Below are 16,787 nucleotides of genomic sequence, written 5' to 3' on the forward strand. Positions count from 1 at the left end.
TCAGGGAAGACCTATGTCAGGCCAACAACAGTTACCCAGATCCATGATGCTCCTGCTTGCTTTACTGCAGGGATTGTCGCTTTATCTGTTACATCAGTCGATCAGTTTTGACTTTTGGCCGTCGACCCAACCAGAGTGGCTGTTTTTCCTGTATAGCCTGGTTTTTGTTGCACCTTTAACCTTGTTACTGTCACTGGAAAAAGGCCAGGAACTGAAACTCGCGCTGCGCTTAGTGCCTTTTGCTTTGCTTGTTGCCGTTCTTGGTTTTTATGCGGGTTTACAGGTCACGCCACTCGAACACATCAGTTATGAGCCTCTGCTGTTTGCCTTTATTTTTTCCATGCTGATCGCCAGTTTTAAAGCCTTGCTGTATATCCAACAGCAGGCGTCAGGCATGCCATTGAGTTACAGCCTGCTGTTTCTATACTCCTGGCGTAATTTTTTAACTCTGGGATTGTCTCTGCTTTTTACTTTGGCCGTTTGGGCCGTGCTGATGTTGTGGGCTGCTCTGTTTAAAGTGATTCAAATTGAGTTTTTCACCGACTTGTTTGCCAAACCATGGTTTTATTACCCCACTTTGAATCTGGCGTTTGGCTTTGGCGTTCTTATTTTTCGTAATCAGGCCACGGTGATTGACACTATTACCCGTATTCATCAAGCGCTGATGAAGTTTTTGCTGGTGATTTTGGCACTGGTTTCTGTACTTTTTATGCTGGCCTTGCCTTTTACCGGCTTAGAACCTTTATGGAAAACAGGACACGGCAGTTTATTGATTTTATGGCTACAGGCCTTGATGTTGTTTTTCGTCAATGCCGTGTATCAGGCCGAAGCCGACAGCCGCCCTTACCCTCTCTGGTTACATCGAGCCATTTACCTTGCGATAGCTTTGTTACCTGTCTACAGCCTGATCGCCTGTTATGGTTTGATGCTAAGGGTGGAACAATATGGCTGGAGCGTTAGCCGCTGCTGGGGTTTTGTGTTGTGGTCCTTATTGGCTTTATTTTCTGTGGGTTATTTGTGGGGCATACTGAAAAAACGGGATCTGTGGTTACAGCAATTAAGCTGGGTCAATCTGCGGATGGGACTGGTGGTACTGGCAGTGATGCTGATTGCAAACTCCCCTCTGCTGGATTTTCGTAAAATAACGGTAGAGAGCCAACTGGCCCGGTTACAGGATGGACGCACAAGTTTGACAGATCTTGATCTTCGCTATTTCCGCTACAACCTGGCAAAACCAGGTTATGACGCTTTGCAGCAGTTAAAAGCTGATAAGGCCAACACTGATCCTGCTCTGGTGCTGCGTATTGATGCCTTGTATAACCCTGATCTGCATTCAAGATTGCCTGAAGAAAGCAGTACCGAACAGCGGCAACAGTTTCTGGCAGCCTTGAGTCTGCCTCAAGGAGTGCAACTGCCTGAAGCATTAAAATTGGCTTTGTACCAATGGCAACAGGAGAACCGCTGGCAGCTGCAATACATCAGCCAGTATCATCTGCGGCCTTTGGATTTGAATAATGACGGGCAGCAGGAGTATGTGCTGTTGACCTACTCTCATCACTCTGTCTCTGCAGTGTTATTTAGTTTAAAAGAGGGGGTATGGCAAAGCACAGCCATGACTTCCAGTACTAAAGCAGAGCCTGATAAAACACAGCCAGAGCCACAACTTGAAGCTTTAGAATTAAACACAATCCCACCACAATGGCCATTATTGCAAGTGGGCGACAAAACATTTCAGGTAATACAGAATTAATCTGACGAAACGATGCAGAGGTTATTGTGTTGTCAGCAGTTCAGAGACTGTGACCATACGATAACCTTTTGCTTTTAAGCCTTTGATAATTATAGGCAAAGCCGTACGCGATGCTTCCCGGTTTTTATACATTAAATGCAGTAATACAATGGAACCAGGTTCTACCTGCTCCAGTACCTCTGTGGCCATCGACTGTGGATCTTCTGAGTCCTGATCAAAGGTCTCTGGCGCTATATCCCACATGATATTGGTTCTGTTGGTGCTTGCCAGATACCAGGGCAACATCAGCAGCTTTTTGCCATAAGGTGGACGAAACAAAATGTCGCCTTGAAAACCTGCCTCGCGAATTTGTTGATCTGTGCCTTCTATTTCACGGCTGATGTCATCCAAAGACATCAACAGCATGCGGTTATGAAACCAGCTGTGATTACCAAGCTGATGACCAGCAGCCACTATTTGTTTGGCCTGAGTCATATAACGTTGGGTTTCTGCCCCTGTGACAAAAAAGGTCGCTTTGACCTGATACAACTCTAATAACTGCAAAATTCCGGCGGTGTACTGTGGTGTAGGGCCGTCATCAAAAGTTAAAGCCACCAGCTTTTGTTCTGTGTCCACCTTATCAACAAGCGTACCAAACAGCTGAAACTGCCTGCTGGATGAGAGCTGCCAAAGGGTGAGCAAGGTCACCAAAAGCACCAGAACCAGTTTTAGCCATAGCTTAGTATTTAGCATGTTGCTGCTCAGCCGTTGCATCAGTGGTTGGTGTTGGGGCATCCGACAGCCTGACGTCTGCAAATGCTTCTGGTGGACCAAATAAGAGTTTAAATTTATTACGCCAGCCATACAGCCGTGGCCATAACAAGGTGATTTTTCGCCATTCATAAAAGGTAATAGTAATAGGGTTATTCGACTGGAAATCGTCGGTAATGCCATAACAACAGGCTTCTTCTTCAGGCACAAAAGTACCAAAGAGCCTGTCCCAAATCACTAAAACACCGGCATAATTGCGGTCTATATACTGAGGATTACAGGCGTGATGTACTCTATGCCATGCCGGAGTATTCAGCACCCAGCCTAAAATGCCCCAATGTTTACCGGACTGAGTATGCACAAAAAACTGAAAGGCTAAGTTAATTGCCACTACAGCCAGCACCAGCTGCACCTCAAAACCCAGCAGCACCAGCGGTAACCAGAATAACCACATACCAGAAATTGGATAAGTTAAAGACTGACGAAAAGCCGTACTGAAATTCATTAAACGTGAGCTATGATGCGCCACATGCGAGGCCCATAACCAGCGTACTCTATGCGAGCAGCGATGAAACCAGTAATACAAAAAATCCTGGGCGATAAAAAGCAAAAACAAGTTCAGTGCTGAAAACTCAATAGAAAACAAGGCGAACTGCGATAACCATAACATCAGCGGCAACAGCACCAGCAAAGCAATAAAATCGCCCGCCTGATGCAAAGCGGCCAAAGCAAAGTTAGCTGCTGTATCACGCCATTGGTACAACGCCTTGCTACGTTTTTCGCTATACAGCCATTCAAAGGCAATAAAGATGAAAAAAATAGGGCTGAGTAGCAACAAAATAAATTCAACTGGGATCACGCTGTTACTCCTGTGCCGTCATTTTTAAGCTGTTTTTTTGTAGATTAAATCTGCAAAAAATTTACCACCTATCTGATAGCCATTATGCTGGCGTTCAATCAGGCTAAAACCACATTTTTCCAACACACGGCCTGAGCCAAGATTGCCTTCCGTCACCACAGCCTGCCACTGTTTTATACCCAGTGCAGTTCCATAATCCAGGCAGGCTTTTAACGCCAAAGTTGCATAACCTTTACCGAAAAACTCTGGCAAAAACAGATAGCCTACTTCAGCGGTTAGAGGCGCATCGACATCGGACTCCAGGCAATGAAAACCACAGACACCTGTCGCAGCGCCACTTTGCTTTTCCACAACCACCAAACTCAACCAATGCAGATCACCGGCTTGCCAGGGTTGCAATCGTTCATCAAAACGCTGGCGGATTTGTTCGTCGGATAATGGGTCTGCGACATACTGCAGCACCTGTTCATGATGATGCAACTGCAGAAATAATGGCCAGTCTGCTTCTGTCAGCAAGCGCAAGGTTAAACTGCCAGCATCCAGCGGCTTCATGACTTCGTCTCTGCTTCTGTTTGAGTGCTGTGGTCAGGGTCTTCGTGTGGAGTGTCTTGTTGATAGTCCCAGACCCCCTGCTCCTCCAACAGTACTTTGCCAGAACTGCCTATCACTTGTAGCAAACCTGAGTCATGCACCAGATAACGAATACGGCCATTGTTGAACTGATAACCTAAAAAGCGACATGGCGTCACGCCATCAGCACAAAGGCTGTGCCAGGCTTTGCCTTTTAGTTCGATACTGGCGCCTGATACTTTAGAAGTACCTTTGTATAACACATTCTGACATTGCACTTCGCCTTCAGGGCAAAGCTGCTGAATTTCAACAGTGTAATTCGGGGTATCCAGTTGCTGGGCAAAGGTAAAAGCAGAGGCCAGAAGCAGCAAAGGCAGGAGAATAAGTTTCATCGGTGAGATCCTGTAACCTGATTGTATAGAGGCAGAGTTTATCACTCTGCCTCTATAAAGTTACATACTAATACCGCCATCCACTTCAACGACGCGGCCGGTAAAGAAGTCGTTTTCAAAAATATACTTCGCAGTATGCGCGATTTCTGTGGCTTCACCTAAACGACCCACAGGTTTCATTGCGACTAAACGGTCGCGGGCTTCAGGTTTCATCGCATCTGTCATTGCAGTGCGGATCACACCCGGAGCTATAGCGCCTACACGAATACCGTAACGGCCTAACTCACGAGCCCAGGTTACTGTCATAGCCACTACACCAGCTTTGGAAGCTGCATAGTTGGTTTGTCCCATATTGCCTGAACGGGCGACGCTCGACATATTGATAATCACGCCTTTTCGGCCTGATTTCACCATTAAAGCCGCAGCTTCACGGCCACACAAAAACACGCCTGTTAAATTCACATCAATCACAGACTGAAACTGTTGATGCGACATTTTGCTGACCAGTTCGCCGTCTTTAAATTTCAGCAATAAACCGTCACGCAAAATACCAGCGTTGTTAATCAGGCCATCAATAGCACCAAAATCTACCGCAACTGCAGCAAAAGTGCTTTCAATACTTTCTTCATTGGCCACATTACAAACATAAGTACGCACAGTGACACCAGTAGCGGACAACTCATCTTTAGCTGAATCCAGTTGCTCTGCATTCATATCCAGCAAGGCTAAATGTGCACCTTCGGCAGATAACATCCGGGCCATTTCTAAACCCAGGCCCTGAGCACCACCTGTGACTACTATGATTTTGTCTTTTAAATTCATTATCTTTTTACCTGCTAAAACCAACTGATGCCAAAGTCTTAGTTCTTTTTGGCAAACATCTGAAAAATACCTGAGAAATCTTCTTTGCCATGACCCTGACGCTGATGCGCGACATAGAGGCTGCGGGCTAAAGTGCCCATAGGCGTGCTGGACTGGCTGGACAGCGCGGTTTCTGTGGCTAAAGACAAATCTTTCGCCATTAAATCCACCATAAAGCCGCCCTGATAGCCATTGCTTGACGGCACATTTGGCATCACATCAGGGCATGGATTATACAGCTCTAACGTCCAGTTACGGCCTGAACTTTTCAGCATAATATCGGATAAAACCTTCGGATCCAGACCATTGTCTATGCCCATTTGCAACGCTTCGCTGGTGCCCACCATTAAAATAGACAGCAGCATATTGTTACAAATTTTCGCCACCTGGCCAGCACCTACATCGCCGGCATGAAATAGGTTTTTACCCATCACAGAGAGCACAGGTTCGGCCCGGTTAAAATTTTGCTCTGAACCACCGACGATAAAGGTCAGAGTGCCGGCTTTAGCGCCGCCTACTCCACCTGATACAGGCGCATCGATAAAAGCTATACCTTGTTCGGCCAGTTCAGCACCTACTTTGCGGGCTGTAGTGGCATCAATAGTTGAACAATCAATCACTAAGGCGTCTTTGCTTATCACTGAAGCTATGCCATGTTCGCCTGTGTACACCATAGCTACATGTTTACCAGCGGGCAGCATAGAGATCACAAAATCTGCGCCTGTTGCGGCTTCTGCAGCCGAAGTACAAGCTTTAGCGCCTTCTAAGGCTAATTGCTCTAGAGCTGTTTCGGATAAATCAAAAGCCTGAACCTGAAAGCCCGCTTTTAATACATTGCTGGCCATTGGGCCGCCCATATTGCCTAAACCAATAAATGCTACCGTTGTTGGAAGAGTCGCGCTCATATTAATGCTCCAATGAACCTAAGTGTTGTAATGGATGTAAGTCAGCGGCCCATGGGGAATGAAACAGCTGATTAATCACATCAGCAGGCACGTCAGACACAGTTTTATAACGCCAATTTGGCTTTTGATCTTTATCAATCAACAGTGCTCGTACCCCTTCAGTAAATTCACCCAGTTTGCCGCACTGCACACTTAAGCCCAGTTCCAGCCGGAACGAGTCCGCCAGTATTTTGCTTTGGCCAAGTTCTAACAACCGATACACAATATGAGCAGTAATAGGGCTGCCATACTGCAAAGAGGCCTTGGCTTTGGTTAGCCAAGTGTCTTCGTTTGGCATTGCCTGGATCAGTTCAACCGCCTGCTGCAATGAAGTAGCCCGGCCTACGGCGCTGATAGAACTCTGGTGCAACCGTATTTGACTTGGCGGCATCTGACTGCGGCACATATCTTCCATGCCAAGTAATAAGTCGGTCAGTTTCTGATGATTCAGCGCTATGGTATTGCCCCACTTCACCTGGGTTAATTTATCCAGCACAGCGGCTTTTTTATCATGGGTTAAAAAATGGTCTGCTAAATCGATCAGTTTGGCATCAGCTGAGTTGATAGAAGCACCTGTTAAACCCAGAAACAAACCGCAACCTTCCGGCATGCGGTTTAAAAACCAGCTACCACCCACATCAGGGTATAAACCTATGGCCATTTCCGGCATAGCTATACGACTGGTCGCAGTAACGATACGATGCGAAGCACCCGCCATCAGGCCCAAACCGCCGCCCATCACTATGCCATTACCCCAGACCAGCACAGGCTTATCGAAGGTATGGATTAAATAGTCCAAATTGTATTCTTTAGTGAAGAAGTCTTCGACATAAGGCTGATAAGTATCAGGGGCTGCTTTCATCGCCTGATACAAATCGCGGATATCTCCACCGGCACAAAAGGCTTTATCGCCTGCGCCCTGCAGTACAACCAAGGCTATATTGTTATCGTTTTTCCATTGCTGCATTTGCGGTAGCAACAGCTCAACCATAGGCAAACTTAAGGCATTCAGCGACTTCTCGGAGTTTAAAGTGGCAATACCAATAATTTTGCCACCAACACAGGCGATTTCTTCAAACAGCACCACATCACGCTGTATAGATTGATCAGTCACGGCTTGTTCTGTTTTTGTGTTCAATTCTGTCATAGGGCCTTATCCATTAATCCAGCTGGCTTTACGTTTTTGCAAAAACGCCTGCACCCCTTCCACCTGATCCTGAGTGTCAAACAACTTCACAAACAGCTCTCGCTCTAAAGACAATGCAGTTTGTACAGGAGCACTGCGGCCTTTTTGGATCAGCTGTTTACAGGCAGCCACTGCAGGTGGGCTTTGGTCTGCCACTTTATCAGCCAGCAGTAATGCAGCTTCAAGTGCCATTCCAGTACCAACCACTTCTTCGACTAAACCTATTTGTAAGGCTTTCTCTGCGGTTAAACGTTCACCACACAAGATCATTCGTTTAGCCCAACCCTCACCGACCAATATCGCCAGATTCTGAGTGCCGCCTGCGCAAGGTAATAAACCGACTTTGGCTTCAGGTAAAGCCATTTGCGCCTGAGTTTCAGCAATACGGATATCGCAGGCTAAGGCGACTTCAAGGCCGCCGCCCATGGCATAACCATTAATGGCGGCAATAGACACACCACGAAAAGCCGTTAAGGTTTCAAAAGCTTCACCAAAAATGGCCGACATATCGGCAGCAACAGCTTTGTCACCAGAGGCAAATAGATTTAAATCAGCACCGGCAGAAAAGAATTTCTCACCTTCGCCCGTGATCACTAAGGCATATATGTTTTTATCCTGTTCCAAAGATTTCACTGCATCACGCAATTGCGTCAGGGTGTCTTTGGTCCAGGTATTGGCAGGAGGATTTGCCATGGTAATTAAAGCGGTATGGCCGCGTTTTTCGAGTTTGAGTTGTGCCATAAAATCTCCATTTAAACCGGGCTTCACCGGTTAGCTTTAATCTTAAAATAAGACAAAGCAGGCCAAAAACCTGCTTTGTTTTGGGACATAAAGTTACAGGATATCGTTTGCTGCTTCGTCTAGTAACCGACGACCAATAATCAGTCGCATAATTTCATTGGTGCCTTCCAAAATCTGGTGCACCCGCACATCACGGAAATGCCTTTCCAACGGATATTCTTTGATATAACCATAACCCCCGTGTAATTGCAGCGCCTGATCACACACCTGGAAACCTACATCTGTGGCAAAACGTTTGGCCATAGCACAGTAGGCTGTTTTTTCCGGATCGTCTGCATCCAATTTAAAAGCCGCTAAACGCACTAATTGACGGGCGGCGACCAGCTCTGTCGCCATATCAGCCAGCTTAAACTGCAACGCCTGAAATGCGGCCAGTGGTTTACCAAACTGCTGACGTTCCAGCATATAGTTACGAGCCGTATTTAAAGCTTGTTGCGCTGTACCAATAGAGCAAGTGGCGATATTAATACGGCCGCCGTCTAAGCCTTTCATTGCAAAGCCAAAACCTTCACCTTCGTTGCCGAGCAGGTAATGAGCCGGAATACGCACATTATCAAAAGTGATTAAACGGGTTGGCTGGGCATTCCAACCCATTTTCTCTTCGGCTTTGCCATAAATCACACCTTCTGCATCCGCTGGTACGATAAAAGCGGAGATGCCTTTAGGACCAGCTTCACCTGTGCGCGCCATCACTACTAAAACTTCAGTTTCGCCAGCACCAGAGATAAACATCTTGGAGCCGTTCAGCACATAGTGATCGCCGTCTTTTTTCGCACTAGTGCGTAAAGAGGCCGCATCTGAACCCGAACCTGGTTCAGTTAAACAATAAGAAGCCAGCTTTTCGCCAGTGACTAACTCTGGACACCACTGAGCTTTCGCATCTTCTGTGCCCCATGTTGCAATCATCCAGGTCGCCATATTATGAATGGTTAACATTGCAGTTGTTGCAGTACAGCCCATAGACAGCTGTTCAAAAATAATGCTGGAATCTAAACGGGATAAGCCCAGGCCACCTTGATCTTCAGGCGTGTATAAAGAACAAAAACCCAGCTCACCGGCTTTTTGGATCACGTCTTTTGGAAAATGATGATCCCGATCCCAGGCTGCGGCATGTGGAGCCAGTTCCTGGTCGGCGAATTGTTTAGCGACCTCAACAAAGGCCTTTTGATCGTCTGTTAAATTAAAATTCATCACAACACCCTACGATTGGCAACAGAACAGTGTCTATGCACTTTGATGTTCCTGCTGATTTTGTTCTTCATGCGTTTATACGCATTTAATCTGGCTTGGTTGTTTGCCTTAAGGCTTCTTTATTAGTAAAGCGTTCTGCTTTGAAACAAAAAAGAACAGAACGCTTTTATCCTGTGCTATTTAACGCAGGTTAATTGACATATTTGGGCCTGACACCGGAATAGAGTCATCAAACCAACGGGCTGTAATGGTTTTGGTTTCTGTGTAAAAACGCACAGCTTGTTTACCATAAGCATGTTGATCGCCATAGAACGAGCCTTTCCAGCCAGTGAAAGAGAAAAATGGCAGAGGCACAGGAATTGGAATATTAATACCGACCTGACCTACTTCAATTTCATGCTGATATTTACGTGCAGCGGCGCCGCTGGCGGTAAAAATAGAAGTACCGTTGCCGTATGGACTGCTGTTAACAAGCTCGATGGCTTCATCCAAAGAAGCGGCATTGACGGTTGCCAGAACTGGACCAAAGATTTCTTCTTTATAGATGGTCATTTCAGGGGTGACATCACTGAATACGGTAGGACCAACCCAGTTACCGTTTGGATAACCAGCCACTTTGACGTCTGAACCATCCACTAAACAAGTTGCACCTTCTACTTTGCCTTGTTCGATTAAAGACAAAATTCGAGCCTTGGCTTGTGGGCTGATTTGTGGGCCGTAGGCTGCTTCCGGATCTGTGTACACACCAGGGCGCACTTTGGCGATAGCAGCTGCTACTTCTGGGATCCACTGCTGCGAATCACCAACAAAAACAGCCACAGAAATTGCCATACAACGCTGACCTGCAGCACCTACAGAAGCACCAACTAAAGCATTAATCACCTGCTGTTTATTGGCGTCTGGCATCACGACCATATGGTTTTTAGCGCCAGCAAAGGCCTGTACTCGTTTTAAATGATCAGTACCAGTTTTATAGATGTACTGGCCCACATTGACAGAGCCAACAAAGGAAATAGCTTTGATGTCCGGGTGACGTAATAACACATCCACCTGCTCTTTATTGCCATGCACTACCTGCAGTACGCCTTTAGGTGCGCCAGCCAAAGCAAAGAGCTCAGCGATTTTATTCACTGTCATCGGATCTTGTTCAGAGGGTTTTAAAATAAAAGTGTTACCGCAGGCGATAGCCATTGGGAACATCCACAGCGGGATCATAGCAGGGAAGTTAAATGGTGTAATACCAGCACAAACGCCTAAAGGCTGAATATAGCTGTAGGTGTCAATGCTGCGCGCTACGTTTTCAACCGTCTCGCCCATCATCAAAGAAGGAATATTGGCAGCTTGCTCTACCACTTCAATACCACGCCAGACGTCGCCTTTGGCATCTTCTACTGTTTTGCCTAATTCACGGCAAATAATGTCGGCAATTTCAGCCTGATGTTCTTTTAACAAATGCGCAAAACGCATCATTAAACGGGCACGTTCTGATACCGGTACTTCTTTCCAGCTTTTAAAGGCTTCTTTGGCGGATGCGATAGCAAAAGCCATTTCTTCTGCTGTAGTGCAAGGCACCTGAGCTATCACGTCCTGAGTAGCTGGATCCGTCACCGGAATAAAGCGTTCGGACTTGGACGGGACAAATTCACCGTTGATAAATAACTGAACCTGATGGGCCATAACTACGTCTCCCCTATTGCTGGTCATATCTGTTTTAAACACGACCTTTGATTAAACCTGTTGATTTGAATATATTTTTTATTAAATTTTTAAAGCAAAAGGCGCAGTTTCTACCGCGCCCTTTTTAATTTATTACGGCAGCTCTACCGCTAAAGCTACAGCCTCGCCACCGCCTATACATAAAGTCGCAATACCACGTTTTAAGCCACGGGCTTTTAAAGCATGAATTAAAGTTACCAGAATACGGGCGCCTGAAGCGCCTATAGGATGACCTAAAGCACAAGCGCCGCCGTTGACGTTGACTTTATTCACATCCAGCTTTAACTCTTTAATCGCCAGCATAGTGACCATGGCAAAAGCTTCGTTAATTTCCCACAAATCCACATCGGAAGTAGCCCAGCCTAAGCTGGCTAACAACTTAGTCACAGCGCCTACTGGTGCTACAGTGAACAGCTCTGGTTCCTGCGAATGCGTGGCGTGGCCCACCACATGAGCCAATACAGTTTTGTTTTGCGCTTTAGCATCGTCAGAGCGCATCAGCACTAAAGCTGCGGCGCCATCAGAAATTGAACTGGAGTTGGCCGCCGTAATAGTGCCGTCTTTGGCAAAAGCTGGTCTTAAGGTAGGAATTTTGTCTACTTTCGCATTGCCTGGCTGTTCGTCTGTGGCAAAAGTCACATCGCCTTTACGAGTCTGGAAAATCACAGGGGTGATTTCTTCAACAAAAGCGCCAGAATTAATGGCGTGCTGTGCTCGGGTTAAAGACAACACAGCAAATTCATCCATCTGAGCACGGCTGAAATCATGCTCGTCAGCTGTTTTCTGAGCAAAACAACCCATGGCTTTGCCATCATAGGCGTTTTCCAGACCATCCAGCATCATATGATCTTTGACTTCAGCATGGCCCATCCGCATACCGGCACGAGCTTTTGGCAGAATATAAGGAGCGTTCGACATAGACTCCATGCCACCAGCTACAATCACATCAGCAGAACCAGCACGCAATAAATCAGTCGCTAACATCACAGATTTTAAACCTGAACCACAGACCTTATTGATAGTGGTAGCACCAGCAGATAAAGGTAAACCCGCTTTTAACGTAGCCTGACGAGCTGGCGCCTGACCTAAACCTGCAGGTAACACACAACCCATGATCACTTCACTGACCTTCGCACCATCAATAGCAGCTTGTTCTAAGGCAGCTTTAATAGCTTGTGCACCCAAATCTGTGCTGCTGACGTCAGATAAGCCACCTAAAAATCCACCCATTGCCGTTCTTTTGGCTGCCACTATGGCAATTTTTTCGTGCTGCGCCATGTTCATTTCTCCGTCGTTCAGAAGCATGATGAAAAAGTTGGGCCTGAGACTACACCAAATTTACGTTTACGCCAACGTCAACCACCTAACACTATGGTCCTATGACCAGTGAAAGGTTCAGAAAAATGCACGCTCTGTAGCCGTCTTTTGGCACCTTAACTTTACAAAGGTCTGGTCCAACCTGCCGCCAGCCCTTATTTGACGCGAACACAGCTTTACCTTTACGTAAACTTCACTTATAGTTGTCGCCACTTTACCGGAAGGCCCAAATGACTGCCCAAATGACAGAAAAAGACGACAAAACCTACAGCATCAGCGAGCTGGCAAAAGAGTTTGATATCACCACCCGTAGTATTCGTTTCTACGAAGACCAGGGCTTATTAACGCCTTTACGGCAGGGGCAAACCCGTATTTACAGCCGCAGAGACAGAGTGCGCCTGAAACTAATTTTGCGGGGCAAACGGCTGGGTTTTAGCTTGTCAGAAACAGGCCAGTTATTTGAGCTATACGATGCAGACAAGAGCAGCGTGACCCAATTGAGCACCATGCTGAAGTTGATTGAACAGAAAAAGGCTGAACTGCACCAACAGATGGATGACATCAAAGTGGTGTTGATGGAATTAGTGACAGTAGAAAAACGCTGCCGCGAAACCCTGGATCAGGCCAAGCAAGTTAAAGAACCGAATTAAATAAAAAACAAATCAAACAAAACCCAAAGTAGTTGGCGTTGCAGTCAGGCAAACAAATACGAAGGGAAAAACGGGGATCAAGAGTCATGATTAGCACATACAAAACTTTAAATTACGATCTGGGCGAAACAGTCGACATGATCCGTGAACAGGTCAACAGCTTTGCCCGTGACGAGATTGCACCACGTGCAGCACAAATCGACCATGACAACGAATTCCCCAATGATTTATGGCGTAAATTTGGCGACCTGGGTTTATTAGGTATTACGGTCGATGAGCAATACGGTGGTTCAGGCATGGGTTACCTGGAACATATAGTGGCTATGGAAGAAATCAGCCGCGCTTCTGCTTCTGTGGCTTTATCTTACGGCGCGCATTCCAATTTGTGTGTGAATCAAATCGCCCGTAACGGCAACGAAGCGCAAAAACAAAAGTACCTGCCAAAGTTATGTTCTGGTGAACATATTGGCGCTCTGGCGATGTCGGAGCCAAATGCCGGTTCAGATGTAGTCTCGATGAAATTACGTGCTGATAAACAAGGTGACCGTTATATTTTAAACGGCAACAAAATGTGGATCACCAACGGCCCTGACGCTCACACTTATGTCATTTACGCCAAAACCGATATCAATGCCGGCTCTAAAGGCATGACAGCTTTTATTGTTGAGCGTGGTTTTAAAGGTTTTAGCCAGGCACAAAAACTAGACAAACTGGGTATGCGCGGTTCAAACACTTGTGAGCTGGTGTTTGAAGACTGTGAAGTACCGGAAGAAAACGTATTAGGCACTATAGGCACAGGCGCCCGAGTACTGATGTCAGGTCTGGACTATGAGCGTGTGGTGTTATCCGGCGGGCCGCTTGGCATTATGCAAGCCTGTATGGACGTAGTAGTGCCTTATATCCACGACCGGAAACAGTTTGGTCAGTCTATTGGTGAATTCCAACTGGTGCAGGGCAAAGTGGCCGACATGTACACCAAAATGAATGCAGCCCGAGCTTATGTCTACACTGTCGCCAAAGCCTGTGACCGCGGTGAAACTACTCGTAAAGATGCCGCTGGCGCGATTTTATACAGCGCAGAGCTGGCTACTCAAATGGCATTGGATGCGATCCAGCTGTTAGGCGGTAATGGTTATATCAATGAATACCCTACAGGGCGTTTATTACGTGATGCCAAGCTGTACGAAATCGGTGCTGGCACCTCAGAAATTCGCCGCATGTTAATTGGCCGCGAGTTATTTAACGAATCGAACTAAGTAGAACCAGTGCGGGCTCAACAACAATAAAAAAGCCGGACTCCTGTCCGGTTTTTCCTAAAGAGCCTCTATTGAACACTCAATCCCGATAGCCAAAGGTGGTGAACGTGGCCAGACTGAATAGCAAAATTAATCCACGCAGTGACGAATTTATCCAGAACGCTCAGGCGATGCAGCAACTGGTGGATGATTTAGAGCAAAAAGTACAACAGATCAAATTAGGTGGCGGCGAAGCGTTGATTGCCCGCCATACTTCACGCGGCAAGCTGTTTGTGCGTGATCGTATTCAAAAACTGCTGGACCCGGGTTCACCCTTTTTAGAAGTAGGCCAATTTGCTGGCTGGCAATGTTACGACGACTATGTACCTGCAGCAGGTGTAGTTGCAGGTATTGGCCGGGTCAATGGTGTCGAGTGCATGATTGTGGCGAACGATGCCACAGTCAAAGGCGGTACTTATTATCCGCTTACGGTAAAAAAACACTTACGGGCCCAGGAAATTGCCGAAACCTGCATGTTGCCTTGTATTTATCTGGTCGACTCAGGTGGCGCTAACCTGCCCCGTCAGGACGATGTATTCCCCGACAAACTGCACTTTGGCCGTATCTTCTTTAACCAAGCCCGTATGTCCGCCAAGGGCATTCCACAAATCGCTGTGGTGATGGGGCTTTGTACTGCTGGTGGTGCTTATGTACCGGCTATGGCGGATGAAAGTATTATCGTCAAAGATCAGGGCACTATCTTTTTAGCAGGCCCGCCATTGGTTAAAGCTGCTACAGGCGAAGAAGTCACGGCAGAAGAGTTAGGTGGCGCTGATGTGCACTGCAAAATCTCTGGTGTGGCCGATCACTATGCATTAAATGATGAACATGCGCTGCAACTGGCGCGTAATGCCGTCAGCCGTCTGAATCATCAAAAACCTGTGCAAGGGGACGTGCGCCCTGTCGAAGCACCACTTTATGATGTCAGCGAGCTGTACGGTATTGTTGGCACCGATCTGAAAAAACCTTTTGATGTACGTGAAGTGATAGCCCGTATTGTCGATGCCTCTGACTTTGACGAATTTAAACAGTTTTATGGCGCGACTTTAGTTTGTGGTTTTGCCCGCATTTTTGGACAGCCTATTGGCATAGTGGCCAATAACGGCATTCTGTTTTCTGAGTCAGCGCAAAAAGGCGCTCACTTTATTGAGCTTTGTGCCCAGCGCAAAATTCCACTCTTGTTCCTGCAAAACATCACCGGCTTTATGGTCGGTAAAAAATACGAAGCCGAAGGCATCGCCAAACACGGCGCCAAAATGGTGATGGCTGTGTCTTGTGCCAATGTGCCGAAATTTACTGTACTTATTGGAGGCTCTTATGGCGCTGGTAACTACGGTATGTGTGGCCGTGCTTATGACCCCACCATGATGTGGATGTGGCCCAATGCCCGTATTTCTGTGATGGGCGGTGAACAAGCTGCGGGTGTTATGGCGACCGTCACTAAAGATGCGTTGGCACGTAAAGGCGAAAGCTTAACCCCTGAAGCTGAACAAGCTATCCGCCAGCCTATTGTCGCGCAGTACGAACAGCAAGGTCACCCTTATTACGCCAGTGCGCGTTTATGGGATGACGGCATTATAGACCCAGCGCAAACCCGTATGGTGGTTGGCCTGGCATTGACTGCCGCGCTGAATGCGCCTGTCGCCGAATCCAAATTTGGCGTGTTCCGGATGTAATGGCAAGGAGTAAACAGAATGCAAAATTATAAAACTATTACTACCTCGTTAAGTGCAGCCGGTGTTGCAGAGCTGGTACTAAACCGCGCCGAAGTGCATAACGCTTTTGACGACAGCATGATAGGCGAATTAATCGACGCCTTAAAAAGCTTGGCTGCTAATTCAGCTGTGCGAGTGCTGCTACTGAAATCCTTGGGTAAAAACTTCAGCGCAGGTGCCGATCTGAACTGGATGCGCTCTATGGCTGAGAAAAACTACCAGCAGAACTTAGAAGATGCAGGTCAGTTAGCAGAGCTGATGCGTCAGCTGGATCGCTTTCCTGCCCCCACTATTGCTTTGGTGCAAGGTGCAGCTTTTGGTGGTGCTTTGGGTTTAGTCTCCTGCTGCGATATAGCCATTGCCGAACAAGGCGCCAGCTTTTGTTTAAGCGAAGTGAAAATTGGTTTAATACCAGCTGTGATCAGCCCCTATGTGATGCGCGCTATAGGTGAACGTGCCAGCCGCCGTTATTTCTTAACGGCAGAACGTTTTGATGCCCCTACAGCGCTGAACTTAGGTTTAGTACATCAACTGGTAGACGCAGGTGGCCTTGTTGGCGCAGCAGAACATTTTGTTGGCATCTTACTGAATAACAGCCCTGCAGCGCTTCGCTGCGCTAAAGAGCTGATGGCGGCAGTTAATAGCCAGCCTATTAATCAGCAACTGATTGACAGCACTTCAGCACGAATTGCAGCAATTCGGGTATCAAATGAAGGTCAGGAAGGCTTAAACGCCTTTTTACAAAAACGTACTCCGGCCTGGATCCGGTCAGAATAAGGAAAAACAGACT

16 protein-coding genes are annotated in these 16,787 nt (G+C 46.9%); 5 read left to right on the forward strand and 11 right to left on the reverse strand.

What is annotated here, in order from left to right:
- Positions 1 to 13 precede the first annotated feature (13 nt).
- Complete coding sequence (locus LSG37_RS13040) at positions 14 to 1,750, forward strand: DUF4153 domain-containing protein (protein ID WP_233080293.1); 1,737 nt, start codon at positions 14 to 16, stop codon at positions 1,748 to 1,750.
- A 21-nt stretch (positions 1,751 to 1,771) separates the two neighbouring features.
- Here the strand turns inward: LSG37_RS13040 and LSG37_RS13045 are convergent, their stop codons facing one another.
- From LSG37_RS13045 to LSG37_RS13095, 11 genes are all read right to left on the reverse strand, one after another.
- Entirely contained in the window at positions 1,772 to 2,482 is a 711-nt protein-coding gene (locus LSG37_RS13045) for a polysaccharide deacetylase family protein (protein WP_233080294.1), read from the reverse strand.
- Complete coding sequence (locus LSG37_RS13050; RefSeq protein WP_233080295.1) at positions 2,469 to 3,359, reverse strand: sterol desaturase family protein; 891 nt, start codon at positions 3,357 to 3,359, stop codon at positions 2,469 to 2,471. Before LSG37_RS13050 ends, LSG37_RS13045 begins: the two co-directional genes overlap by 14 nt.
- Positions 3,360 to 3,383: 24 nt before the next feature.
- Complete coding sequence (locus LSG37_RS13055) at positions 3,384 to 3,911, reverse strand: GNAT family N-acetyltransferase (protein WP_233080296.1); 528 nt, start codon at positions 3,909 to 3,911, stop codon at positions 3,384 to 3,386.
- Positions 3,908 to 4,321: a hypothetical protein gene (locus LSG37_RS13060; RefSeq protein ID WP_233080297.1), complete on the reverse strand. Its 414-nt coding sequence runs from the start codon at positions 4,319 to 4,321 to the stop codon at positions 3,908 to 3,910. Before LSG37_RS13060 ends, LSG37_RS13055 begins: the two co-directional genes overlap by 4 nt.
- A gap of 60 nt (positions 4,322 to 4,381) precedes the next feature.
- A complete protein-coding gene (locus tag LSG37_RS13065) occupies positions 4,382 to 5,143 on the reverse strand; it encodes an SDR family oxidoreductase (protein WP_233080298.1) in 762 nt (253 codons plus the stop codon).
- 38 nt (positions 5,144 to 5,181) lie between these two features.
- Positions 5,182 to 6,087, reverse strand: coding sequence for a 3-hydroxyisobutyrate dehydrogenase (gene mmsB / locus LSG37_RS13070; RefSeq protein ID WP_233080299.1), 906 nt, complete (start codon positions 6,085 to 6,087; stop codon positions 5,182 to 5,184).
- 1 nt (position 6,088) lies between these two features.
- On the reverse strand, positions 6,089 to 7,273 hold the full coding sequence (locus tag LSG37_RS13075; RefSeq protein ID WP_233080300.1) for an enoyl-CoA hydratase/isomerase family protein: 1,185 nt from the start codon (positions 7,271 to 7,273) through the stop codon (positions 6,089 to 6,091).
- 6 nt (positions 7,274 to 7,279) lie between these two features.
- On the reverse strand, positions 7,280 to 8,053 hold the full coding sequence (locus tag LSG37_RS13080) for an enoyl-CoA hydratase (protein ID WP_233080301.1): 774 nt from the start codon (positions 8,051 to 8,053) through the stop codon (positions 7,280 to 7,282).
- 93 nt (positions 8,054 to 8,146) lie between these two features.
- Entirely contained in the window at positions 8,147 to 9,304 is a 1,158-nt protein-coding gene (locus LSG37_RS13085) for an acyl-CoA dehydrogenase family protein (protein ID WP_233080302.1), read from the reverse strand.
- Between the two features lie 180 nt (positions 9,305 to 9,484).
- Positions 9,485 to 10,981 (reverse strand): CoA-acylating methylmalonate-semialdehyde dehydrogenase, encoded by a 1,497-nt coding sequence (locus tag LSG37_RS13090; protein ID WP_233080303.1) that lies wholly within the window; start codon positions 10,979 to 10,981, stop codon positions 9,485 to 9,487.
- A 132-nt stretch (positions 10,982 to 11,113) separates the two neighbouring features.
- Positions 11,114 to 12,298: a thiolase family protein gene (locus LSG37_RS13095; RefSeq protein WP_233080304.1), complete on the reverse strand. Its 1,185-nt coding sequence runs from the start codon at positions 12,296 to 12,298 to the stop codon at positions 11,114 to 11,116.
- 269 nt (positions 12,299 to 12,567) lie between these two features.
- Between LSG37_RS13095 and LSG37_RS13100 the strand changes: the two genes are divergently transcribed.
- From LSG37_RS13100 to LSG37_RS13115, 4 genes are all read left to right on the forward strand, one after another.
- Positions 12,568 to 12,987: a MerR family transcriptional regulator gene (locus LSG37_RS13100; RefSeq protein WP_269836583.1), complete on the forward strand. Its 420-nt coding sequence runs from the start codon at positions 12,568 to 12,570 to the stop codon at positions 12,985 to 12,987.
- Positions 12,988 to 13,073: 86 nt separating this feature from the next.
- Positions 13,074 to 14,243, forward strand: a complete 1,170-nt coding sequence (locus LSG37_RS13105) for an isovaleryl-CoA dehydrogenase (protein ID WP_127687413.1) — start codon at positions 13,074 to 13,076, stop codon at positions 14,241 to 14,243.
- 107 nt (positions 14,244 to 14,350) lie between these two features.
- Positions 14,351 to 15,958 (forward strand): carboxyl transferase domain-containing protein, encoded by a 1,608-nt coding sequence (locus LSG37_RS13110; protein ID WP_233080305.1) that lies wholly within the window; start codon positions 14,351 to 14,353, stop codon positions 15,956 to 15,958.
- Positions 15,959 to 15,976: 18 nt separating this feature from the next.
- On the forward strand, positions 15,977 to 16,774 hold the full coding sequence (locus tag LSG37_RS13115; RefSeq protein WP_233080306.1) for an enoyl-CoA hydratase-related protein: 798 nt from the start codon (positions 15,977 to 15,979) through the stop codon (positions 16,772 to 16,774).
- The last annotated feature ends 13 nt before the right edge of the window (positions 16,775 to 16,787 follow it).

Source organism: Rheinheimera soli (genome assembly GCF_021290985.1).
GTDB classification, from domain to species: domain Bacteria; phylum Pseudomonadota; class Gammaproteobacteria; order Enterobacterales; family Alteromonadaceae; genus Pararheinheimera; species Pararheinheimera soli.

Bases quoted from the DNA above. Each gene is read 5' to 3' on its own strand.
- LSG37_RS13095 (WP_233080304.1), bottom strand. From the start codon at position 12,298: ATGGCGCAGCACGAAAAAATTGCCATAGTGGCAGCCAAAAGAACGGCA.
- LSG37_RS13090 (WP_233080303.1), bottom strand. From the start codon at position 10,981: ATGGCCCATCAGGTTCAGTTATTTATCAACGGTGAATTTGTCCCGTCC.
- LSG37_RS13105 (WP_127687413.1), top strand. From the start codon at position 13,074: ATGATTAGCACATACAAAACTTTAAATTACGATCTGGGCGAAACAGTC.
- LSG37_RS13065 (WP_233080298.1), bottom strand. From the start codon at position 5,143: ATGAATTTAAAAGACAAAATCATAGTAGTCACAGGTGGTGCTCAGGGC.
- mmsB (WP_233080299.1), bottom strand. From the start codon at position 6,087: ATGAGCGCGACTCTTCCAACAACGGTAGCATTTATTGGTTTAGGCAAT.
- LSG37_RS13115 (WP_233080306.1), top strand. From the start codon at position 15,977: ATGCAAAATTATAAAACTATTACTACCTCGTTAAGTGCAGCCGGTGTT.
- LSG37_RS13045 (WP_233080294.1), bottom strand. From the start codon at position 2,482: ATGCTAAATACTAAGCTATGGCTAAAACTGGTTCTGGTGCTTTTGGTG.
- LSG37_RS13060 (WP_233080297.1), bottom strand. From the start codon at position 4,321: ATGAAACTTATTCTCCTGCCTTTGCTGCTTCTGGCCTCTGCTTTTACC.
- LSG37_RS13040 (WP_233080293.1), top strand. From the start codon at position 14: ATGTCAGGCCAACAACAGTTACCCAGATCCATGATGCTCCTGCTTGCT.
- LSG37_RS13100 (WP_269836583.1), top strand. From the start codon at position 12,568: ATGACTGCCCAAATGACAGAAAAAGACGACAAAACCTACAGCATCAGC.
- LSG37_RS13085 (WP_233080302.1), bottom strand. From the start codon at position 9,304: ATGAATTTTAATTTAACAGACGATCAAAAGGCCTTTGTTGAGGTCGCT.
- LSG37_RS13080 (WP_233080301.1), bottom strand. From the start codon at position 8,053: ATGGCACAACTCAAACTCGAAAAACGCGGCCATACCGCTTTAATTACC.
- LSG37_RS13055 (WP_233080296.1), bottom strand. From the start codon at position 3,911: ATGAAGCCGCTGGATGCTGGCAGTTTAACCTTGCGCTTGCTGACAGAA.
- LSG37_RS13075 (WP_233080300.1), bottom strand. From the start codon at position 7,273: ATGACAGAATTGAACACAAAAACAGAACAAGCCGTGACTGATCAATCT.